This window comes from Anaeromassilibacillus sp. An250 (genome assembly GCF_002159845.1).
Taxonomy (GTDB): domain Bacteria; phylum Bacillota; class Clostridia; order Oscillospirales; family Acutalibacteraceae; genus Anaeromassilibacillus; species Anaeromassilibacillus stercoravium.
In genome coordinates, this window is sequence record NZ_NFJK01000002.1 from 155356 (window position 1) to 176751 (window position 21396).

At 52.0% G+C, this 21396-nt stretch carries 20 protein-coding genes and 1 tRNA gene; 7 read left to right on the forward strand and 14 right to left on the reverse strand.

Going from position 1 to position 21396, the window contains the following annotated elements:
* Window positions 1-236 precede the first annotated feature (236 nt).
* From B5F54_RS02330 to rny, 5 genes are all read right to left on the reverse strand, one after another.
* Window positions 237-1907 carry a DAK2 domain-containing protein gene (locus B5F54_RS02330; protein ID WP_087229970.1) on the reverse strand — a complete coding sequence of 557 codons (1671 nt, stop codon included), beginning with the start codon at window positions 1905-1907 and terminating at the stop codon, window positions 237-239.
* Window positions 1908-2153: 246 nt separating this feature from the next.
* Window positions 2154-2414 carry a stage V sporulation protein S gene (locus tag B5F54_RS02335; protein WP_054323577.1) on the reverse strand — a complete coding sequence of 87 codons (261 nt, stop codon included), beginning with the start codon at window positions 2412-2414 and terminating at the stop codon, window positions 2154-2156.
* A gap of 141 nt (window positions 2415-2555) precedes the next feature.
* Entirely contained in the window at window positions 2556-3323 is a 768-nt protein-coding gene (locus tag B5F54_RS02340) for a TIGR00282 family metallophosphoesterase (protein WP_087229973.1), read from the reverse strand.
* Between the two features lie 59 nt (window positions 3324-3382).
* The gene (locus B5F54_RS02345) at window positions 3383-3655 is read right to left on the reverse strand and encodes an acylphosphatase (RefSeq protein WP_087229975.1); all 273 of its coding nucleotides are present in this window, start codon (window positions 3653-3655) and stop codon (window positions 3383-3385) included.
* Window positions 3656-3714: 59 nt separating this feature from the next.
* Window positions 3715-5277, reverse strand: a complete 1563-nt coding sequence (rny, locus tag B5F54_RS02350) for a ribonuclease Y (RefSeq protein ID WP_242969612.1) — start codon at window positions 5275-5277, stop codon at window positions 3715-3717.
* Window positions 5278-5531: 254 nt separating this feature from the next.
* Here rny and B5F54_RS02355 point away from each other — a divergent pair, with 254 nt between their 5' ends.
* The 3 genes from B5F54_RS02355 to B5F54_RS02365 all read left to right on the forward strand — a co-directional run bounded on the left by B5F54_RS02355 (window position 5532) and on the right by B5F54_RS02365 (window position 8763).
* Window positions 5532-5783 (forward strand): hypothetical protein, encoded by a 252-nt coding sequence (locus B5F54_RS02355; protein ID WP_087229981.1) that lies wholly within the window; start codon window positions 5532-5534, stop codon window positions 5781-5783.
* Between the two features lie 552 nt (window positions 5784-6335).
* Window positions 6336-8246, forward strand: a complete 1911-nt coding sequence (gene thrS, locus B5F54_RS02360) for a threonine--tRNA ligase (RefSeq protein ID WP_087230308.1) — start codon at window positions 6336-6338, stop codon at window positions 8244-8246.
* Between the two features lie 443 nt (window positions 8247-8689).
* Window positions 8690-8763: transfer RNA gene (locus B5F54_RS02365), tRNA-Gly, on the forward strand.
* Window positions 8764-9039: 276 nt separating this feature from the next.
* Here B5F54_RS02365 and B5F54_RS02370 read toward each other — a convergent pair.
* From B5F54_RS02370 to B5F54_RS02400, 7 genes are all read right to left on the reverse strand, one after another.
* On the reverse strand, window positions 9040-9459 hold the full coding sequence (locus tag B5F54_RS02370) for an iron chaperone (protein ID WP_087229984.1): 420 nt from the start codon (window positions 9457-9459) through the stop codon (window positions 9040-9042).
* A 330-nt stretch (window positions 9460-9789) separates the two neighbouring features.
* Window positions 9790-10638, reverse strand: coding sequence for a 3'-5' exonuclease (locus tag B5F54_RS02375; protein WP_275532220.1), 849 nt, complete (start codon window positions 10636-10638; stop codon window positions 9790-9792).
* Window positions 10639-10714: 76 nt separating this feature from the next.
* Window positions 10715-12337 (reverse strand): recombinase family protein, encoded by a 1623-nt coding sequence (locus B5F54_RS02380; RefSeq protein WP_435413791.1) that lies wholly within the window; start codon window positions 12335-12337, stop codon window positions 10715-10717.
* A gap of 101 nt (window positions 12338-12438) precedes the next feature.
* Window positions 12439-12633, reverse strand: a complete 195-nt coding sequence (locus B5F54_RS02385) for a hypothetical protein (protein WP_002334813.1) — start codon at window positions 12631-12633, stop codon at window positions 12439-12441.
* 72 nt (window positions 12634-12705) lie between these two features.
* Window positions 12706-13650: a MobV family relaxase gene (gene mobV / locus B5F54_RS02390; RefSeq protein ID WP_087229989.1), complete on the reverse strand. Its 945-nt coding sequence runs from the start codon at window positions 13648-13650 to the stop codon at window positions 12706-12708.
* Window positions 13651-13833: 183 nt separating this feature from the next.
* Complete coding sequence (locus tag B5F54_RS02395) at window positions 13834-14229, reverse strand: replication initiator protein A (protein WP_008395976.1); 396 nt, start codon at window positions 14227-14229, stop codon at window positions 13834-13836.
* Window positions 14230-14340: 111 nt separating this feature from the next.
* On the reverse strand, window positions 14341-14754 hold the full coding sequence (locus B5F54_RS02400) for a cysteine-rich VLP domain-containing protein (RefSeq protein WP_044930679.1): 414 nt from the start codon (window positions 14752-14754) through the stop codon (window positions 14341-14343).
* A gap of 481 nt (window positions 14755-15235) precedes the next feature.
* On the opposite strand from B5F54_RS02400, the gene mtnN reads away from it, so the two are divergent.
* The 4 genes from mtnN to B5F54_RS02425 all read left to right on the forward strand — a co-directional run bounded on the left by mtnN (window position 15236) and on the right by B5F54_RS02425 (window position 18367).
* Entirely contained in the window at window positions 15236-15931 is a 696-nt protein-coding gene (gene mtnN, locus B5F54_RS02410; protein ID WP_008395978.1) for a 5'-methylthioadenosine/S-adenosylhomocysteine nucleosidase, read from the forward strand.
* A gap of 43 nt (window positions 15932-15974) precedes the next feature.
* Window positions 15975-16775 (forward strand): helix-turn-helix domain-containing protein, encoded by an 801-nt coding sequence (locus B5F54_RS02415; RefSeq protein WP_008395979.1) that lies wholly within the window; start codon window positions 15975-15977, stop codon window positions 16773-16775.
* A gap of 36 nt (window positions 16776-16811) precedes the next feature.
* Entirely contained in the window at window positions 16812-17327 is a 516-nt protein-coding gene (locus tag B5F54_RS02420) for a hypothetical protein (protein WP_015573183.1), read from the forward strand.
* 173 nt (window positions 17328-17500) lie between these two features.
* Entirely contained in the window at window positions 17501-18367 is an 867-nt protein-coding gene (locus tag B5F54_RS02425; RefSeq protein ID WP_001255868.1) for an aminoglycoside 6-adenylyltransferase AadE, read from the forward strand.
* Here the strand turns inward: B5F54_RS02425 and B5F54_RS02430 are convergent.
* Together B5F54_RS02430 and B5F54_RS02440 are read right to left on the reverse strand one after the other, a co-directional pair.
* Window positions 18316-18741, reverse strand: coding sequence for a hypothetical protein (locus tag B5F54_RS02430; protein WP_032548332.1), 426 nt, complete (start codon window positions 18739-18741; stop codon window positions 18316-18318). The genes B5F54_RS02425 and B5F54_RS02430 overlap by 52 nt on opposite strands.
* A gap of 239 nt (window positions 18742-18980) precedes the next feature.
* Complete coding sequence (locus B5F54_RS02440) at window positions 18981-21356, reverse strand: UvrD-helicase domain-containing protein (RefSeq protein WP_087229992.1); 2376 nt, start codon at window positions 21354-21356, stop codon at window positions 18981-18983.
* Window positions 21357-21396: the final 40 nt, after the last annotated feature.

Genomic DNA, 21396 nt, shown 5'->3' on the forward strand with positions numbered 1-21396 from the left:
GCTTTCTGTCCGGCGAACACCGGGCTCCTTTTCAGCAGCAAGATACGCGCCGGCCATGTTTGCCTCCAAGCGCAGCAATGAGAGATGGTTAAACGCAGAAAGAAACCACCGGTTCATGCATTAGATGGCTTTGAATTTTCGGCCCTCCGGGAGCGGGCGCTTTCTGTCCGGCGAACACAGGACTTCTTTCCAGCAGCAAGGTACGCGCCGGCTGTCTGCCTCCAAGCTCAGCTTGGTTATTCGACGGAGATGATGAAGTAATAGACGGGCTGGCCGCCGTTAACCAAAGTGACCTCGATGTCGTTGCTGATTTTGGACTTGATCCGGTTATATGCATCGTTTGCCTGGGCTTCTGTGATCTCCTCACCATAGATGATGGTGATAAAGGACGTGCTGCGGTTCACCATGGAGCGGGTCAATTTGCTGCATGTGTGGATGATGTCCTTCTCCACCAGTTCCATTTTGCCGTTGCGCAGGCCGAGGATGTCTCCCTCGTGAATCTTATGCCCGTTATATTCCGAATCGCGCGCTGCGAACGTTACGGTTCCAGTCGCCACGTTTCCAGCGGCTTCCATCATGGTAACGGCGTTTTGCTCCGTGGAAACGTCCGGGTCATAGGCCAGCATCGCAGAAAGCCCCTGCGGGATGGTGCGCGTCGGAAGGACGATCACCTTGCGGTCCTTCACAAGCGGTACCGTCTGCTCTGCCGCCATAATGATGTTCTTATTGTTCGGAAGAACCATGACGGTCTTTGCCGGGGTCGCCAGCACCGCTTCCAGAATGTCGTTTGTACTGGGATTCATCGTCTGGCCGCCGCTCACCACGTGGGCGCAACCCAGATCGGTGAAGAGCGTCTTGAGGCCTTCGCCCACTGCAACGGATACAAATCCGATTTCCTCCGTGGGTTCCGCCGGGGATAGCGGTTCCTTTTCCGCAGCCGCTTTTGCTTTTGCCGCTTCGTTGGCTTCCGCCGCCTTGCGGTGCTGCTCTTTCATATTCTCGATCTTAACGGTAAGAAGCTGGCCAAATACAAGCGCCGCTTGAAGCGCATTGCCGGGCTCTTCCGTATGCACATGCACTTTGATGATCTCTTCATCGTCCACAACAACTACACAGTCGCCGATCCCTTCCAGATACTGGCGAAGCTCCTGCGGATCTTTTTCGCAATCCGGGTCGCGTCCCACAATAAATTCGGTGCAATAGGTGAAATGGATCTCCTGATCGAATTCCGCCGCAGCATTGCGGAAAAATTCGTCTGCACTCAAGTTGGAAACGTCCGCCGGGGCTTCGTTCACGATTATTTTGTGATCTTTAAAGACGGACATCATACCGTCAAAGATGTGGCACAAACCCTTGCCGCCGGCATCCACCACGCCGGCCTTCTTCAAGACGGGCAGCAGCTCCGGTGTTTCCTCCAATGCTTCGGCAGCTCCCTTGCAGATGGCACTCCACACATAGACCGGGTCGTTGTCGATCTCGGCGGCCGCTTTGCCTTTTTCATAGGCTACACGGGAAACCGTCAGAATGGTCCCCTCGGTCGGCTTCATAACGGCTTTGTAGGCAGCTTCCACACCGATACCAAGCGCATTTGCCAGTTCTGTGCCATCGATTTCTTCGCAGCCCTCTATCCCTTTTGAAAAACCGCGGAACAGGAGGGAGAGGATTACGCCGGAATTCCCTCTGGCCCCACGCAAAAGGGCGGAAGCCGCTTTGTGCGCAATTTCGCCAATGCCACCCTGTGCATTTTCCAAATCCCGCGCGGCGGCGCCCATCGTCATGCTCATATTCGTCCCGGTATCGCCATCCGGAACAGGAAAAATATTTAACTCGTCTACAGAGGTTTTATGCTTTGCAATATTGTTGGCACCAGAAATGATGGCATCCCGCAATTCGGTTCCATTGATCACTTCGAACACTCCCTCGGTAATATTTTTATAGCCACGGCTGTGTTTCTTTGCTTAATTTTCTACTCGTTACTTTAGGGATTTTATTGCATATTATACCATATTCCCCACTGGGATTCAATCGATATTATTGCCATAAAAAAGCGAAGATAGGCGAACAAGCGGATAGAACCCGCAAAAAAGGGTCCCGCACGGGAATCCTGCCAAACGTCTCGGGCAGGTTATCCCGCGCGGGAACCCTTTTTTTCATCATCTTTGTTCCACAATTAAGCGGATAGCCGTGCGTTCTTCGCCATCGATTACAACACTGGCGAACGCCGGGATACATACGAGATCGATCCCGGCAGGGGCGAGATATCCGCGGGCAATGGCAACCGCTTTAATCGCCTGATTTGCAGCGCCTGCACCCACGGCTTGTAGTTCTGCGCTTCCAGACTCACGGATGACTCCGGCGATTGCGCCGGCCACTGCGTTCGGTGCGGACTTTGACGACACTTTTAAAGGTTCCATAAAGCCATCCCTCCAACGTCCCTTGTATTGGAAATTTACGAAACCATCGCAGGTTTTTCCCCCTTTATGATAAAACATTTTGTACAAAGTTTCAAGCGGAAAAGAGGAATAACTAGCAATTCTTTTTGCGATTTCCAGTATTTATTCGATTAGAAGGCGTTCTATTGCCGTGGTTTTGCCCGTTTTTTCGTCAATTGTAAAAAGAACGCACCCCATTTGACAAGCGCCATCTGCAAGATCGAAACGCACCGGCATCTTTGTGCGCATTTTTTGGATGACAAGCTCCGGCTTCACGCCGAGCACGGAACGCTTCGGTCCGGTCATCCCCAGGTCGGAGATATAGCCGGTGCCGTTGTCTAAAATACCTTCGTCCGCTGTTTGGACGTGCGTATGCGTGCCAAAGACAGCGGAGACGCGCCCGTCCAGATAATAGGCGAGGGAGCGCTTCTCCCCGGTGGCTTCCGCGTGCATATCGACCAGCGTGATCTTTGGGACTCCTTCCGCAAGGATGCGGTCCGCAACGTCGAAAGGAGAATCCATGCTTTCCATGTAGACGACCCCCATCAGATTGAGGACGCCTACCTGGATGCGCCCCATATCCACAACACAGAAACCACGGCCAGGAGCAAGGGAAGGGAAATTGGCCGGGCGCAGGAGCGTCTCACAGGAATCAAAGAGTTCATAGGATTCCTTGCGGCGGAAGGTGTGGTTCCCAGCGGTAATCACATCCACGCCGCTGTCAAACAGAAAGCGGGCGGAGGTGGGCGTAATCCCGTTCCCATCGGCGGAGTTTTCTCCATTTGCAATGACGAGGTCCACCCCCTTAACCTTTTTCAGTTGGGGCAAATGTGCCCGTAAAAATTTGCAGCCGATGCTGCCCACAACATCGCCAATCGCGAGAATATTCATAGCAGTTGCCTCCCAGAGTGGTTCTTTGTTCAGATTTTTGGTTCATCGAAGAAAAAATACTAATAGAGCACATGGAATGCGGATTCCGATGGCTTTTCAGCGACCGACCGCATTTCGATGTGGTCGATGAAGCTGTATCCATTTCCGCGGCGAATCCCAGCGGAAAAGGCCGCCACTGCCTCATCCGGCCCCTGGGCCTCCAATTCGACAGCGCCGTCGGCCCGATTGCGGACCCAACCGGTCAGGCCGTTTTTTTTGGCGTTTTGCAGGCATGTCCAACGGAACCCTACGCCCTGTACGCGCCCGTGGACGACCATCCTATAGCGCGGCATTTGAAAGCCTCCTCCTTTGGTATGAAAAGAGCGGGCATTGCTGCCCGCCCTTGGAATTCTTATTTTGCGTATTCAATCGCGCGGCTTTCACGAATAATGTTGACCTTAATCTGGCCTGGATATTCGAGGTCGCTCTCAATCTTTTTACAGATATCCCGCGCAAGTAGGACCATTTTATCGTCGGAGATGACATCCGGCTTCACCATGATGCGGATCTCGCGGCCTGCCTGGATCGCATAGCAGCGCTCGACCCCTTCGAAGGAAGAAGCCACCTCTTCCAGTTTCTCCAGACGTTTGATGTAATTTTCCAGATTTTCACGCCGCGCGCCCGGCCTTGCGGCGGAAATGGCATCCGCGGCCTGTACAATGCAGGCAATGACCGTCTTGGCCTCCACATCGCCGTGGTGTGCTTGAATTGCGTGGATAACCGTCTCGCTCTCTTTATATTTGCGCGCCACATCGACGCCGATGTCCACATGGGAACCCTCGATTTCGTGGTCGAGCGCCTTGCCGATGTCGTGCAACAGACCGGCGCGGCGTGCGATTGTGGGATCAAGCCCCAACTCCGAGGCAATCACGCCGGAGAGGTAGGCGACCTCCAAGGAGTGGTTCAGGACATTCTGGCCATAGCTGGTGCGGTAGCGCAGACGGCCGAGCAATTTGACCAACTCGGGATGGATGCCATTGACGCCGGCTTCGATGACCGCGCGCTCGCCCTCCTGTTTGATCGTGGCGTCCACCTCGCGGCGCGCCTTCTCGATCATCTCTTCGATGCGCGCCGGATGGATACGGCCGTCCGCAATGAGCTTTTCCAGTGCGATACGCGCCACTTCGCGGCGCACCGGCTCAAAGCTGGAGAGCGTGATGGCCTCCGGCGTATCGTCGATGATGAGGTCGACGCCGGTCAGGGTTTCGATGGCCCGGATATTGCGGCCCTCGCGACCGATGATGCGGCCCTTCATCTCATCGTTGGGCAGCGGCACCACCGAAATGGTGGCTTCGGCCACATGGTCGGCGGCACAGCGCTGAATCGCCATGGAGATGATCTCGCGGGCGGACGCCTCTGCATCCTCGCGCGTCTGCTGTTCAAACTCCATGAGTTTGACCGCCTTCTCGTGCGTCAGCTCGTCTTCCAGATTCTTCATCAAATAGTCCTTGGCCTGCTCAACGGTGAAACCGGAAATACGTTCCAGCATTTCAAACTGGCTCTTCTTTACCGCTTCCGCCTCGGCCAACCGCTCGTCGGCCTGCTTGTTTTTGTTGTTGAGGATTTCGTCCTTAGCCTCTAAGCTCTCGATTTTCTTGTCCAGGGTTTCTTCCTTCTGCTGAATGCGGCGTTCCTGGCGCTGGACTTCCTTGCGGCGGTCATTTAATTCTTTTTCCGCCTCGGCACGCTGCCGGTGAATCTCGTCCTTGCCTTCGAGAACAGCCTCCTTTTTCTTTGCCTCTGCGGTCTTGATCGCCTCGCTCACAATGCGTTTGGCCTCGTCTTCCGCGGAGTGAATCGCAAATTCTGCGGTCTTCTTGCGGTGCGCAACGCCAGCAAAAAAGGCAATTGCCGCACTAATCACAGCGCATACCAGCGCAATGACAATACATACGGGGAGTGAAATTTGATACAATTCTGTTGGCACCTCCTTGTTTTCCATTTGATTCAAGGGGGCACTGAACCAGAACCGCGCAGATCAACCGATCCGGTGGCAGCCCATCGGGGAGGGCTTTATGCTTCCTTCCAATACGGCGCAAACGCGCAAAGAAACCTACGGCCTGCCCTTCCTTAATAAACAGGACCGGGAATCTTTGCCTGCAATCTGGCGTAGTTGGATACAGGGATTCCTTCCTTTCGATATGGAAAAGCGCAAAAATACGGTTCCCTATGGGAGGTGGCGGCAACATTTATGAAAAGGCACGCTCTGCCGCTGGCACACTTCCCGGATACGCCTGGGGCATGTTCGAAACGTTATTCAAGATAAATAAAGCCGAGAAAAAAGACCGCCGAGCAGCAAACAACCTAAAAAAAACTGCGCCAGCGGGTCCTGCTTCCCATATGGATTGGTTTCCCAAACATGCACAAAGCAAAAGTATTTTTAACACAGATCCGGCCGAACATTTGCCGGTGTTGATATAAAGCGAGTTCCTTCAGCGTTTCCCCATGGGGTGGCCGGGATTCCCGATCACCCTGCATTTGAAATTAAAATCTTGGAAACTACGGATGCAATGCATCCACTGTGAAACAATCATCACGGTTATAATTGTATTACGATATATACCCGGATGTCAAGAATTTTGATGTCAATATGTATAAATTATGAATAAAATGTGATGGAATGCTTTGAAACAATCACAAGAAAAATCCCGCTTGACAACCAGTGGGGGGAATGATAAGATAAAACCAGATCAAAAGGTTGAAAGCGTTGATGAGGACGCCGTAAATCCCCAGCAACAGAGAGCACGCGCAGTAGCTGGAAGCGCGGGCGGCAGGCGGGATTTGCAAAGGCCACCACCTCGGAGCGTGCGCCGAACGCGTTGTGCAGAAGGCGTGCCGTATGGCCGCGTTATAGGCCGCTGAAAGGACAGGATTCCTGTCGAATCAGGGTGGAACCGTGGGTTATACAACCCGCCCCTTTGTTGAGAAGGGGCGGGTTTTTTGTTTGTTGAAATTGAAAAAGGAGACGAGAATATGGTAAAAGTAACGCTCAAAGGCGATGTGCGGGAGTATGAGGCCGGCACAACCATCGCTGAAATTGCAAAATCCATCGGCGCGGGCCTGTATAAGGCCGCTTGCGCCGGCAAAATCGACGGGGAGGCTGTGGACCTGCGCACCCCTGTGACGAAGGACTGCTCCGTCGAGATCCTAACCTTTGATACGGCCGAAGGGAAACATGCCTATTGGCACACCACCTCCCACATCATGGCGCAGGCGGTTCAGCATTTGTTCCCGGACGCGGTGTTTGCCATCGGCCCGGCCATTGAAAATGGATTCTATTATGACATGGACCTGCCGCGTACCCTCACGCCGGAAGACCTCGAAAAGATCGAGGCGGAGATGAAGAAAATCATCAAGCAGGACCTTCCGCTGGAAAAATTTGAGCTTGACCCGGACGAAGCCAAGGACATGATGGCGAAGAACAACCAGGTCTATAAAGTGGAATTGATCGAAGAACACTCCGGCAAGGGCGAGAAGATCAGCTTCTACAAGCAGGGCGATTTTACAGACCTCTGCGCCGGCCCGCATCTGATGTCCACCGGCTGCGTCAAGGCGGTCAAGCTGTTGAACTGCACGGGCGCTTATTGGCGTGCGGACGCGAACAACAAGATGTTGCAGCGCGTGTATGGCATCTCCTTCCCGAAGGCGTCCCAGCTGGACGAATACGTCACGATGCTGGAAGAGGCGAAAAAGCGCGACCACCGCAAGATCGGCAAGGATCTGGAGCTCTTCACCATCATGGAAGAGGGCCCGGGCTTCCCGTTCTTCCTGCCAAAGGGCATGGTGCTGAAAAACCTGTTGATCGACTATTGGCGTGAGATTCACCGCGAGGCGGGATACCAGGAGATCTCTACGCCGATCATCCTGAGCCGGAAGCTCTGGGAGCGCAGCGGCCACTGGGATCACTACCAGCAGAATATGTATACCACTGTAATCGACGACGAAGATTTTGCCATCAAGCCGATGAACTGCCCGGGCGGGATTTTGGTCTATAAGACAAAGCTGCACTCCTACCGCGACCTGCCCCTCCGCATCGGCGAGTTGGGCTTGGTGCACCGCCATGAGCTCTCCGGAGCGCTCCACGGCCTGATGCGCGTACGCTGCTTTACGCAGGATGACGCCCACATCTTTATGACGCCGGAGCAGATCAAAGATGAGATCAAAGGCGTTGTGCGCCTGATCGACAAGGTGTACAGCACCTTTGGGTTCAAATATCATATCGAATTGTCCACCATGCCGGAGGACCACATGGGCGCCTTGGAGGATTGGAACACGGCGACCGACGCCCTGCGCGATGCGATCAGCGAACTGGGCTATGACTATGAGGTCAACGAGGGCGACGGCGCATTCTATGGCCCGAAGCTGGACTTCCATCTGACCGACTGCCTTGGCCGTACCTGGCAGTGCGGCACCATCCAGCTGGACTTCCAGCTGCCGGAGCGCTTCGAATTGGAGTACACCGGTGCAGACGGTGCAAAGCACCGCCCGATCATGATTCACCGCGTGGTGTTCGGCAGCATCGAGCGCTTCATCGGCATCCTGACCGAGCACTTTGCCGGTGCGTTCCCGATGTGGCTGGCGCCGGTACAGGTGAAGATTCTGCCGATCGCAGAGCGCCATCACGAGTATGCCGAGAAGTTGGAAAAGGCCCTCACGGATGCAGGGCTGCGCGTAGAGAACGACCTGCGCAGCGAGAAGATCGGCTATAAGATCCGCGAGGCGCAGCTCCACAAGATTCCCTACATGCTCGTCGTGGGCGATAAGGAAATGGAAGAGGGGAATCTCTCCGTGCGCAGCCGCAAGGACGGCGATTTGGGCGCGATGACGCTGGAATCCTTCATTGAAAAGGCACAGCGGGAAGTGGCGGAGAAAGCCTGCGACTGATGCATTCGTAGTTCAACCCTTCCGCAAAAATTAGATATTTCTAAAGCGAAAAGGCGCTGGGATTTTTACCCAACCATAACATGTTTTTATGGATGGGTTTCCCAGCGCCTTTTGTGTGCTTTCAGGAAAGGTTCGCATTTTGTCTCAAAGATTATGTAAAGTGATGATTTTGCAATTTTTCCACGGAATTGCACAGCTCGATTTTATAAGGTGGTGGAAAAGTAGGAGGAAATAGGGGAAAATGCCGCCCGTTCATGTGGAAAACTTAGTGGAAAATGTGGAATACTATAATTCTTGCGGAATGGGAGAGGGGTAGAAATGTAAAGATTATGTAAAGTAAAGATTACAGAAATGAAAAAGAATTTTTTCTGCAAAAAGAGGCTTGCAACTGCGGGAAGTTTATGGTAAAATAATAAAGCTACACAAATAGAAGATGTATTTATGCGGCTGTAGTTCATCGGTAGAATAGAAGCTTCCCAAGCTTCGGAGGTGGGTTCGACTCCCATCAGCCGCTCCACACCTGCGGTGAGCAAGTCGCGCACCGCAGGTTTTTCTCTATTTGAAGCTTTTCTGCCTGCGTTTATCGCGGGTATTTTTTGTCAACATTTCCCAACGGCAAGTTGCTGTTTTTGCATAACGTACTCCACAAAGTGGGGTGCGTTATTTTTATGCCCTGAGTGAAAAGTGGAAGTTTTTCTATCTGAGCCACTCCCTGTGGCGCGTTAGGGGATACGCAACAGGGGCATTCATTTAGGGCCTCCTGTGCGTATTTGTGGAGGAGTGGTCTTTCGGATCAGTGCCTCTCGGTTGCGTGATCCGGCAGTTCCTCCGTGAGGAGATGCTCTTTCCGCCAAAAGGTCTGGCAGTTTGCCTTCTCTTCCAGATTAAAGCGGATCATCCGTTCCAGCAGGGGGAAGTCCACCGGCTGTGCCCATCCGATGCGGATAATTTCTTTGCTGTGCGTATAGCCGGCCTGTAGGATGTCATCCGAAAAACGCTCGATGCCCGCCCGTTCCGGGGCGACGGCCAGATGCTTTTTGGCAACGCTGAAACCGATGATGAACGTACCGTGGTCGGTAAACATCGGCTGGTTCCAAGCAATTTTGGGCCTCAGTGTGGGGAACGTGGCGGTAATCCAGTGAAATATATCCTGTAGTCTATCCCGGTGCAGCGGATTTTCTACTCGTTCCAAATATTCGGCGAATGGCTCCAATCCCTTACCCCCAATCCAATAAAGTAGACCTCGTTTTGGGCTTTCCACAGCGATTTTGTAGGAAGCCACATGGAAGATAGGGTTCCCATTTTCGCCCTAGAAACGCATTTCCATTTCAGATCGTATTTTTTGGCAAGCTGCCATGGAAATTCATATAGTCGGCCCGACAATTGCTGTTATCCCAAGTACGGCCCGCTGGAATCCGCTGTTTCCAACAGATAAAGAAAAAGCGCTCCCCATTGCCTTTTGCAATGGGGAGCGCTTTCAAGTTCGATCGAAAATCCGTTTCTAATAAAAAACATATTACAAGCCAAATGACCCGGATGGGAATCAATCAAACAAGCTCAACTGCTTCATCTCCGAAGCGCGCTTTTTTCCTCCGGTAGTAGTCTTATGCAGGCAGTCCGCCGGGATCGCATCCAAAAAGCAGGAGGGCTCGTTTGAGGTCAATAGGATCAATTCCTCCTGCGCGCGGGTCATCCCAACGTAAAATAGACGGCGTTCCTCTTCCACATTTGCCGGATGCTTGGGAGATTCCAGCGGAATCTTTCCCTGCCGGACGCCGGCGAGGAAAACCACAGGGAATTCCAAGCCCTTGGAGCCGTGCAGGGTCATCAGGGTGACCGCGCCCGCTTCGTAGAGTTTTCCGGTTGCGCTTCGCATCAAGTCGCTTTCCTGGCCGAGAAGTAAGTTTTGCAGGAAAGAGGCCATGTCTTTGTGGAATACCGCTGTGTTCAGCAGGCGCTGGAAAGGTTCTGAGGCGGTGAGTCCCTGCGCTTTGGCCCATGCATCCAAGAGCTTGCGCGGCTTTTCCTTTCCCACGCGCTGCCGAAATTCCTCCACCTGCGCAAAGAAGGGCTGTAGGACCGCCACATCCGCGTATTCGGTTGCAGCGGCGTCCAAGGCTTCCTGGGAAGAATTCTCACTTGCCGCCTGCGCAAAAAATTGTGCAAGGCTGCCGATTAAGTCCGCGGGACAGTTCCAAACGAGCTTTAAACAGGCGCGCAGGGCGGGATCGTTTTGCACATCCAACAGAAAGTGGAAAAAGCTTACAGCTCCGCGCACGGCGTCATCCGCCAAGAAGTCGTCGCGCCCGGCGATCACGCAGGGAATCCCCTCCCGGCGGAGGCATTTTTCCACAAGATCGGCCTGCCGGTGGGTACGGTATAAAACGGCGATGTCGGAGAAGCTGCGCGGCGGCGCATCCTCCGCATGGGAGAACCCGGTATCACATAGTTAAAAATATTGGTGTCATTTAATCAATTTTGCCGATAAAGCGGTAGAAGATTTCTACCTCCTGTTCCCGGCTTCCGTCCTCACCTTTGACCGCTTCATGGACAACGATTTTTTCAATCAGCGTATTCAAAAGTTCGGCGGTCAGTTCTGTTGGATTGACGCACTCTTTCATCAAGGCAATCCATTTTTCTGCGTCTGCGGCGTTCTGGCTTTCAGTGGCGATAGCGGATTGAAGCTGTTCAATCTTTGTGTCCAGTTCAGCCTGTTCGCTCTGGTACTTCCCGGACAGCATAGAGAAGTTGTATTCTGTGATACGCCCCGCCGCCCAGTCCTCATACATCCGGGCAAACAGGGTATCGACTTCGGCTTTCCGCTTCTCCGCTTTGTTCAACTCTGCGGCTTGCTTCTTTCTTGCGGCGGCCTGTCCCTTGTCATTGGCATTTAACAGCCGCTTCAAAAGCCGTTCTTCATCATGCTGTACCAGCCCCGACCAGTATTGCAGACGGGAGAGGACATAGGCGTAAAGCACATCATAGCGGATATAATGCATGGAGCATTGGCGTGTGCCCTGTCCGTACTTGCTACAATGATAATGGCCGTAAGGCTTGCTGTTCTGCCTGTTCTCCCCATAGGACAACGACCAGCCGCAATCCGAACATTTTACCAATCCGGAAAAAATCTGTGTTGTACCGTCCTTGCATTTTCTGCGGCGGTTTGCTATCTGCTCCTGTACCTGCCGGAAAACCTGTTCGCTGATAATCGGCTCCTGCGTGTTCTCCACCCGCACCCATTCACTTTGGGGCTTGCGTATCCTCCGCTTGTTCTTAAAGGAAATGTTTGTTTCCCGGTAGTGGATGGTATGGCCGATATAGGTTTCGTCTTTCATAATGCTCTTGACCTGCGCTATCGTCCATGCGTAGCTTTTTTCCTCTGGCGCACCCGCATAGATGTTTGCGAAAGTCCCGTCACGCTGGAAGTTGATAAATCCCGGCGTGGGAACCTTTTCCGCAATCAGTATTCTTGTGATACTGGCCGCCCCTCTGCCATGAATGGCGAGGTCAAAAATCTTCTCCACTATCCAGCGGGTTTCCTCGTCGATTATCAGCTTGTTTTTGATTTCCGGGTGTTTCCTGTACCCGATGGGAGCATAAGCGCCGATACGCTGTCCTGTGGCAAACTTTGCTTTGAAAGCGGCCTTTACCTTGCGGCTTGTATCTTTCGCAAACCATTCATTGAACAGGTTTTTGAACGGGACAAAATCGGAAAGCCCTTTCTCTGTGTCCTCATTCTCCGCAACGGCGATGTAGCGCACCCGTTTTTCCGGGAACAGAAATTCCAGATAGTAGTCCATCATCACATGTTCCCGCCCGAAACGGGAAAGGTCTTTCGTGACAATGCAGTTTACTTTTCCGGCTTCCACATCGTCCATCATGCGCTGAAAATCCGGGCGTTCAAAGTTCGTCCCCGACCAGCCATCGTCCACATACTCACCGACTACATGAAGTCCCTGTTCCTTTGCGTACTGTTGCAGGATTGTCCGCTGTGTTTCAATGCTTACGCTGTCACCATAGTTTTCATCGTCCCGGCTCAATCTCATATAAAGCGCCGTGTTGTAAATCGTAGTATTGTAAGGTTGTTTCACCGTTAAAAATCCTCCTTCTTAAAGAAACAACCCACGCTTACAATACTTTTGCTCTATGGCAATTATATCATAAGCGTGGGCGTGTTATCAATGATGGGCTATCAGGTTGAAGCGGCTTTTTCTGCGGTATGCCGCACCACATCTACAATCAGATCACCGAGGGGCTTCCCGCCTGCGGCGAAGTGTTCGGAGATTTTTATACGGTTGTTCCCACATACAAAATACTGCGTGCCGTTCTCTGCTTGTATGACCTGCCCTGTCCGGGGCGTAAAAATATCGCTTTCGCTTTTTGCCATCCAGTGTCCTCCATATTCAGTTTTCAAGGTACAATGCCGCACAGGGGCGGCGAAAATTTCTGCTTATATCTATCACCTTTCCTTTACTGTGTGCCGCTGTTGCCGTTTCACCTGCGCCAGCACTTCCGGCGGGATACGGTCAACGAAATTGCGGAGATTGTGTAATTCGCTTTCCAGCGTTGCCCGTTCCATGCGGTCTTTCATCTTGCCTTGCTCACTGGCCTTTGCCCTTGCTTCCATCTTTTTGTTTTCTTCCAGCAGGTCATTGATTGTGACCTTGTACTTTTTCAACTGCCCGGAGAAGTTCTCCATCTGCGGGAACCACTTTTTCAGCATGAAGAGGGCTTCCTCTTTTTTCTTTCCGGCGTTCAGCGGGTTAATGCCGTCAAGGGCGGCTTCAATGGCTCTGGCCTGTTTGGAGAGGGAAACCGCCTGTTTGAAAAGCCGGGTGGGGATATGCTTCCGGCCTGTCTTGCTGGCACTCTCCCCACGCTCCAAGTCGGGATATTTCACCACCATATAGGCGTGAAAATCGTCCTGCCACTTCGTCAGGTTTGCCCGGTTGCCGATAATCTCCTTTGCACACAGGCGGTTGTCCTTTGTCAGCGGAACAAAGGTCAAATGCAGGTGGGGCGTTTTCTCGTCCATGTGTACCACCGCCGACACGATATTTTCCCGTCCTACCCGGCCAATGAGGAAATCTGCCGCCCTTTGGAAGAACGCCTGTATCTCCTTTGGAGATTTCCCCTTGAAAAACTCCGGGCTGGCGGTTATCAGCGTATCGACAAACCGTGTGCTGTCCTTGCGGGTTCGGCATCCGGCCTGCTCGATACGGCTCTGAATGAAGTGGTAATAGCGTCCCTCCGGCTTGACGATATGGAAATTGTATTTGCTCCGGCTTGTGTCAATGTCGGGGTTACTGGCGTATTGTTCTTTCTGCCTTTCGTGATGGGCTTCCAGCGGCCTTGCCGGGTTGCCCTTGTGCTTCTCAAACCGCAAAATTGCGTGTTGTGCCATTCTGCTCCTTTCCCCATTCCTTTCCTATCCTGGGTTTTCCACAGGGAAAATCCTGCCAGAATTATCTCTGATACGATAGGAATGGAATGGATATAAATAAATCATTTTAATCTTTGTATTTCTATATACCGTCCGGTTTTCGTACTTTAGGGGGGCGGTTTCCGTACTTCAAGGGTACGGTTTTCAGTCCTCCGGCGTACCAGAACGGGATTTCTTGAAGTCGGTGTTTGGAACCGCTTCATAGGATTTTGGAAAAATGCGGTTGGGTTTTCCACAGCCCTGCTTCTGGATCTCCACCAGTCCGGCGTATTGCAGTTCCCGCAGGGTGTTCACCGCTTTCTGCCGCCCACAGTGGAGCAGGTCAACCACTTCGCAGATAGGGTAATACAGGAAAATCCGTCCGCAGTCATCCGCCCACCCATTCTTGCGGGATAACTCTGTCCGGCGCAGGATAAAGGTGTACAGAACCTTTGCCTCGTTAGACAGGGGCTTGAATGTGGGGGCTTCAAAGAGAAAATTCGGGAGCCGGGTGAAGCTGAACGCCTTTTCCGGCTGATGAATGTAAATCGTGTTTGTCATATCGTGTTTTGTGGACGGTTAGAAGCCCGTTTTCCGGGGCGGGCGATACTTTATACCACCTGCCCCGGTTTGGGGCTTGCGGAGCCTAATAAATCAAGGCTTTTTTCGCTCCTAACTGTCCACAGCAGACCTCCTTTTCCGTTCACTTTCTGTTTTCTGCCGCCTGTGAACTCTGGCGGCACAGCCGGGGCAGTATTTTGCCCGGTTGGATTTGGGGACGAACACACCGCCGCAGACCACACAGCGTTTCAAGTCCTTATCCCGGAAAATCTCCGCTTCCAGCGTCCCGTCCAGCGGCAAGACCGCCCAGCGGAACCACTTACAGCAGACCGAGAAAGAAACTGTCTGCGGGCAGGTGCAGGTGTCCCCATCATCAAGGACAATGCAGTTGCCGTCCTCACAGCAACAGCACTCCTGGCGTATCAGGCTGGCCGCCTGTTTCCTTTGCGCCGGTGTCATGCGGTAAAGGGAACCGTCCGGCCTGCGTTCCAGCGGCGGCAAGTCTTTATAGGGGTTATCTCTCATGCGTTCCCTCCATTTTGCTTTCCGTTGCCGTTCTCCCCGAAAAGGTTTCTTGCCCCATGCCTGCGGCGTGTTCCCAACAGGGGCCCCCGCAAAGTCGTCAGACTTTGTGGGGAGAGGAGCCGCAGCGGAGCGAGTGAGCTTTCGCCCTCTGGCGGAAGCGAATGATACGCAGCTTGCGGCGACGAGGCACGCTCCCCGCAACTTCGGGACAACTTGTCCCGAAGTGACCTCTGGACAAAGTGTCCAGAAGCTGGCTCCTTGCAGTGCTTCCCCAGCCGGGGTATTCCTTTTTGGACGGTCATTCTGTTTTCAAGGTGCTGTCCATCGATGAACTACCCTAAGTCTACACCTAAATGACCGCCCGTCCCGTATATCCGAAAGGTAGGAAATCGGCTTAAAAAACAGGCTATTTCCGTGCTCTCGGAATTATGGTAAAATAAACATAAAAATTGGCTTTCAAGCCATAGGAGGACAATAATCTATGAAAATCGGAATTTTATGTGCGGGTGACGAAGAACTCGCCCCATTTTTGCCCTTGATAAGCAACTGTAAGATAACGGAAAAAGCTATGCTGAAATTCCATGCTGGACAGATTGATAGTGTAGAAGTTGTCGCCCTGTTTTCCGGCGTGTGCAAAGTAAATGCCGCCATAGCCGCTCAGCTTTTGATAGATGTATTTTGCGTGGATATAATTATCAATTCAGGGACAGCGGGCGGTATGGAGCCAGAACTTGAAATATTCGATACAGTTATCTCCACAGAAGTTTGTTACCACGATGTAGCGCCAGACATTTTAACGGAATTTCATCCGTGGATGAATTCTGTGTTTTTTGTGGCAGACCCAAAGCTGATAGATATGTCAAAGTCTGCTGTTGACAAGCTTTCAACTTCTGGAAAGGTAGTTTGGGGCCGTATGGTAACGGGAGAATCGTTTATAACCGATGAGAGCCGGCAAAAAATAAACGATGAATTTGCTCCCTTGACGGTTGACATGGAAACTGCCAGTATCGCTCATGTCTGCTATGCAAATGACATACCGTTTATCGCCATTCGGTGTGTGACCGATACTGAAAAACACAGCGGAGTTGATAATTTTGACGGAAACTGTGCAAAAGCATCAAGTATTGCCAAAGATATTACGGTTGCTTTATTAAGAGAAATCAAAAAGTCGTGGTAAGATTGGATGATATTTTAGAACAGAGGACAGAGGGGGGGAGAGTATGGCCCTAACTATTCAAGAACGACTAAAAGACCTGCGTGTGGAGCGTGGCTTGACGCTGGAACAGCTTGCGGAACAGACGCACCTCTCCAAATCTGCGCTTGGCAGCTATGAAGCGGACGAGTATAAGGACATCAGCCACTATGCCCTTATTGAGTTAGCAAAGTTTTACGAAGTGACTGTTGATTATCTGCTGGGCCGTTCCCAAACAAAAAATCACCCAAACGCCGATCTTGCAGACCTGCGTTTGAGCGACGATATGATTGAACTATTGAAAAGCGGGCGGGTGGACAATTCCCTCTTGTGTGAACTGGCGACCCACCCGGATTTTCCCCGGCTCATGGCCGACCTTGAAATCTATGTGAACGGCGTAGCGGGAAAGCAGGTGCAGAGCGCAAACGCCATTGTGGACGCTGTGAGTGCAACGATTATGAAACAACACAATCCCGGCTTGACTGACCCACAGCTGCGACAGCTTATCGCCGCCCATATTGACGATGACAGCTTTTGCCGCTATGTGATACAGCAGGACATAAACAAGATAGCCTTCGACCTGCGGGAAGCCCACAAGGACGATTTTTTCAGCGTCCCGGAGGACAATCCTCTGGAAGATTTTTTGCAGACCGCAGAGGAAACCACCAGAGAGGACAGCGACCCGGAGCAGGCGGCTATGGCATTTATCTGTAAGCGGCTCAAGCTGAACTATGGGAAACTGTCAGAGGAAGAAAAGAAGTGGTTGAAAAAGATTGCACAGAAATCGGATTTGCTGAAAAATCCAAAGCCGCAGCGGGGACGCAAGTAAGAGAATAATAAATCAGATTATATGGAGGTATTGGTTATGAAAAAGTGGTTACTGATAATTTCAGCGACTGTTATTTGCGTTGCTGCCGCTTTTTTATATTTCTTTAGTTTAACTCCCAAAGGAGATACCATTACCAGCAGAGAAAGCATATTGAACACCGCAATTTCAAAAGGGAATGAATGGACTATCGCAAAAGAACTGGAACTTGGCGGTTATATCGTGAGTGGAGCATACAGTACAGATAATAAATCTACACTTGCTATCTTTGAACCAACAGGAAATGGAGACTACAAATTTAGTACATCAACAAACCGAAATAGTGATGAGATTATTGTCGGTGGCGTTGCAATAAACGGAGAATGGTATGATTTAATTTGGTTTAATGGTGCTAAAACAGAGTATGCTGAAATCACTTATACAATAAATGGACAAGTGCAAGATACATTGAGATACAACACAGATGATATGGATATTATCTCAATTAAAAACCCAGAAAAAGAGTATTCCATTCATGTGGCTTACTATGACAATGATGGAAATAAATACGAATAAATTGTTTTTCATCGAGAAAATAGCAAAGCCAGCCGAGCCAGTCAACGGTCAAGATGAACGGCGCATTTCATGCGCCGCCGTTGACAGTCCCGCCCGTCTTTGCTAAAGGGTAATCAAGGCGGGAAAGCCCTAAAATGGCTTCACACCTATTTCAATAATTGGAGGAGATAAAAATGAGATCAGAAAAGGAAGTTTATGATATTGTTTTGAATTTTGCAAAAACAGACAAACGCATTCGCATGGTTACTTTGGAAGGATCTAGAACAAATACAAATATTCCGCCTGATGATTTTCAGGATTTTGATATTACTTTTTTTGTTACGGATATGGACAGCTTCACAAGTGATGATAAATGGCTAGATATATTTGGTGAAAGGTTGATTCTGCAAAAGCCGGAAGATATGGAATTATTTCCAGCTGTAGAAAAGGGATTTTCATATTTAATGCTGTTTACTGATGATGTTAAGATAGATTTAACTTTGCTGCCGCTGGAACTGATAGACGAGTATTTTACATGGGATAAACTGGTAAAGTTACTGTTGGATAAAGACAACCGTATCGTAAAGCCGCCAATACCAACGGATATAGACTACCACTTGCAGAAGCCTACTCAAAGAATGTTTGACGATTGCTGTAATGAATTTTGGAATACTACAACATATGTAGTAAAGGGCTTATGCCGCAAAGAAATTCTTTTTGCTATTGACCATATGAATGATATAGTACGAAAAGAATTGCTTCGCATGATTTCCTGGCTGATTGGTATCAAACAGGGATTTCATTTCAGTTTGGGAAAAAACTATAAATTTATGAAGCAATATGTCCCAGAGGAATTGTGGGAACGACTTATGTCTACTTATAATATGGATTCCTATCCCCATATGTGGGAATCCTTTGAACAATGTATGGCATTGTTCCGGGAGGTTTCGTCAGAAGTGGCATGCCAGTTGGATTACCAGTATCCACTATATGATGAAAAAATCAGTAATTATGTGATTCGGCAAAAGAAAAAATATGGCATTGAAGATGATAACAAATAAAATTTTTTCAATCGAAAAAATTTATTTTGATTATTCAATTTTGAAAAACTGAATACCTCAAAATCAGAAAGAGCGCGGCCAAGCACTTTGAGGGATTGGCCGCCTTGTCCACCCATCCAGCGGGGCGGCGGGCGGCGGTCAAGGCCGGGTGTAACCCCGTTCATTTCAGCCTTGACGGTTGCCCGCTGTCCTGCTACTTTTCCGGGAGTGTGGCCACAACTTCGGGACACTTTGTCCACAAGTCGGAGCGTAGGACGAGGGACGGGGGCTTTCATATACGCCCTGTCTGCTGATGAAACCAGACCTGCGCTTGCGGCTCCACGCCACGCAAGCACAGCCCTGTTTTCTTGCCGCTTCAAATCTTGCCGCTTCAAATGCCCTTGCCCTCCCCGGCGGCAACGGCATTTTCACGACAACGCCGACAGAGCGTATAACACACTACACTTTGCTTCGCAAAGTCGTGTGCCAAATGGGGGCGTTGCCCCCTTTGGAAACCCCCACAAGAAAAGGCGATATGCTACCCCTCCACGGGGCGCATACCGCCTTTTCTTGTTATCCAGCCCTCCGGCTGTATTGGTTGAGCAAAAGTCAGCGTGGGATTGGTGTGGTATCTTTATCTAAGTGAACCCCCGGCGTCGCTGTCCAGCATATCGATGCCGCCCACCATGCGGTTGATCTCCTTGGCGATGTAAATCCCCTCGGACAGGTCGCTCTCCGCCGTGACACAGCGCACAAGCGCTCCGCTGGGGTGTTGTGCCTCCAAAAGCCGCTGCGATCCTTCGTTTTCCGAGATGACCGGGAGCGCGCAGCGCAGGATCTCCGGCGTGGAGCGGTAGTTTTTCAACAGGCGGATGGAACGCATAGCCGGGAAGCTCTCTTCCAGGCGGGCAAAGCAATGGGCGTCCGACCCGCGGAATCCATAGATGGACTGGTCCGGGTCGCCGATCACAAACAGGCTTTTTCCGTTTCGGTTCCACGCCTGTACCAACCGGAATTGCAGGGCGTTGATGTCTTGAAACTCGTCAACGAGAAGATAGTGGAACCGTTTGGCCCATTTGGCGTTTTTCTCCGTCTCCGCTTCTGCCATCGCAACGGCTTGTAGGAGAAGATCGTCAAAGTCCAGGACATTCGCCGTGTGCAAGCACTCCTGATATGCGTCGAATGCCTCGGAAGAGAACGCGCTTTCCGATGGTTCCAACCCGTTTTTCCGGCGGGAGACCTCTTGCAGAAAGGCTGTGGGGGAGAGCTTGCAGGCGTGCGCTTTGCCGATTTCGTCCGCAATTTCCCGCGCTTCGTATTCATCCAGCAGATTGACGCCCTGCGTGTGTTCGGTCAAAAGCTGAAGGCAAATGGCGTGGAACGTGCCGATGGTCATGGCGCGGACCGCACGTTTGCCGCCGAGCTGCTTTTCCAGGCGTTCGCGCATTTCCCCGGCGGCCTTGTTCGTGAAGGTTACAGCGGTGATTTCCGAAGGCTTGACGCCGCGGTTCTGGATGAGATAGGCGATGCGCGAGACGAGCGTCTTGGTTTTTCCCGTGCCTGGACCGGCGCTCACCGATACCGTGCGTTCCGGCGCGGTTACAGCGGCAAGCTGTTCTTCGTTCAGGCCGTCGAGGGGCCCAGAAGGGACGGTGGGTGTGGATTCGGCTGGGGCGGATTCCGCCTTTGCGGCGCGCTTTTGGAGCTTTCTAGCAGGTCCTTTCTTCGCGGGCGTTTGTCCAAGGAAGAAACTGATCTGCCCGTTTAGTGCGTCGATTTCGTCCGGACGAAGCAGCTGGATTTTTCCATATGCACCGTCGTATCCGGGGGAACGTTCAACCTTCCCGGCGCGCAGGCGGCGAATCCCCTCCGCAACACAGGGGCCGGCGGCGCGCTCGATGTCCTCCGGCGCGATTTCGCGCAGGATGGGGAATTCCGGACCGAGCTGCCGCAGCATGGATTCGTATTGTGCGGAGACCTTGCTCCCAGTGGCGGATAAACCGGTCGAGCCTGCGATTACCTCCGGCAGAGGGGCGAGGCTTTCGAATGGGTTTGCGCCCGGCGCACGGACATCCTCGCCCCGGTCCGCGAGCTGTTCCACCCGGTGCTGCACACCGATGGTCAGCTTACGCCCGCAGACGGGGCATATCCCTCCGTAACGCTCCGCCTCCGCGGGACTTAGGCAGAGGTTGCAGTTCCGGTGCCCATCGTAATGGTATTTTCCTTCTTCTGGGAAGAACTCAATGGTCCCCGCAAGCCCTTCCCCGGTCTGTAGGGCGTGGGAAAGGGCGGGGTAGGAGAGTGAAATATCCAGCAGATTGGCCTCCCTGCCCAGCTTGGACGGGGAATGCGCGTCGGAATTGGAGATGAGATGGTAACCGTCCAGCGCAGAAAGCCGCCAGTTCATGGGCGGGTCCGAAGAAAGGCCGGTTTCCAGGGCGTGGATATGGGGCGTCAGGTCTTCGAAACACTCCTCAATGGTGTCGAACCCGGAGAACGCGCCGAACAGTGAGAAGTGCGGCGTCCATATGTGCGCCGGGATGAAGACGGCGTCCGGGCACGCCTCCAAGGTGATTTCCAGCAGGTCACGGCAATCTAAGCCCAGAATCGGCCGCCCGTCCGAGTGAATGTTGCCGATTGCCTCCAGCTTTTGTGCGAGCGTTTCCGCCGCCTCTAAGCTGGGAAGAAGGATGACGTTGTGCACCTTGCGGACCCTGCCGCCCTTTTTGTAAATGGAACTGATTTCGCCCGTCACCACAAAGCGGGGACGCCGTAGCCCGTCCGTACAGGCGTCGTGCAGGCGGTATTCCTCCCGGAGGGTATAGAGCCCTTCTTCCGCGGGGACCAGCTTTTCGTTCAATTCTTCGCGCCATGCCGGGTGCGTAAAGTCCCCCGTGCCGACGATATCGATACCTTTGCGCCTTGCCCAGAGGTCCAGATATTCGGGGACACATTCCCGGCTGGTGGCGCGGGAATATTTGGAATGGATATGTAAATCTGCAATATACATCTCGTTCACCTGTTTTTGACAAAATTCGCGTTTTCTCCCT

Coding starts and splice junctions, on each gene's coding strand:
- B5F54_RS02415 (WP_008395979.1), top strand. CDS start 15,975: ATGGCCCTAACTATTCAAGAACGACTAAAAGACCTGCGTGTGGAGCGT.
- mtnN (WP_008395978.1), top strand. CDS start 15,236: ATGAAAATCGGAATTTTATGTGCGGGTGACGAAGAACTCGCCCCATTT.
- B5F54_RS02440 (WP_087229992.1), bottom strand. CDS start 21,356: ATGTATATTGCAGATTTACATATCCATTCCAAATATTCCCGCGCCACC.
- B5F54_RS02345 (WP_087229975.1), bottom strand. CDS start 3,655: ATGCCGCGCTATAGGATGGTCGTCCACGGGCGCGTACAGGGCGTAGGG.
- mobV (WP_087229989.1), bottom strand. CDS start 13,650: ATGGCACAACACGCAATTTTGCGGTTTGAGAAGCACAAGGGCAACCCG.
- B5F54_RS02385 (WP_002334813.1), bottom strand. CDS start 12,633: ATGGCAAAAAGCGAAAGCGATATTTTTACGCCCCGGACAGGGCAGGTC.
- B5F54_RS02420 (WP_015573183.1), top strand. CDS start 16,812: ATGAAAAAGTGGTTACTGATAATTTCAGCGACTGTTATTTGCGTTGCT.
- B5F54_RS02395 (WP_008395976.1), bottom strand. CDS start 14,229: ATGACAAACACGATTTACATTCATCAGCCGGAAAAGGCGTTCAGCTTC.
- B5F54_RS02400 (WP_044930679.1), bottom strand. CDS start 14,754: ATGAGAGATAACCCCTATAAAGACTTGCCGCCGCTGGAACGCAGGCCG.
- B5F54_RS02340 (WP_087229973.1), bottom strand. CDS start 3,323: ATGAATATTCTCGCGATTGGCGATGTTGTGGGCAGCATCGGCTGCAAA.
- thrS (WP_087230308.1), top strand. CDS start 6,336: ATGGTAAAAGTAACGCTCAAAGGCGATGTGCGGGAGTATGAGGCCGGC.
- B5F54_RS02425 (WP_001255868.1), top strand. CDS start 17,501: ATGAGATCAGAAAAGGAAGTTTATGATATTGTTTTGAATTTTGCAAAA.
- B5F54_RS02355 (WP_087229981.1), top strand. CDS start 5,532: ATGGGAGGTGGCGGCAACATTTATGAAAAGGCACGCTCTGCCGCTGGC.
- B5F54_RS02335 (WP_054323577.1), bottom strand. CDS start 2,414: ATGGAACCTTTAAAAGTGTCGTCAAAGTCCGCACCGAACGCAGTGGCC.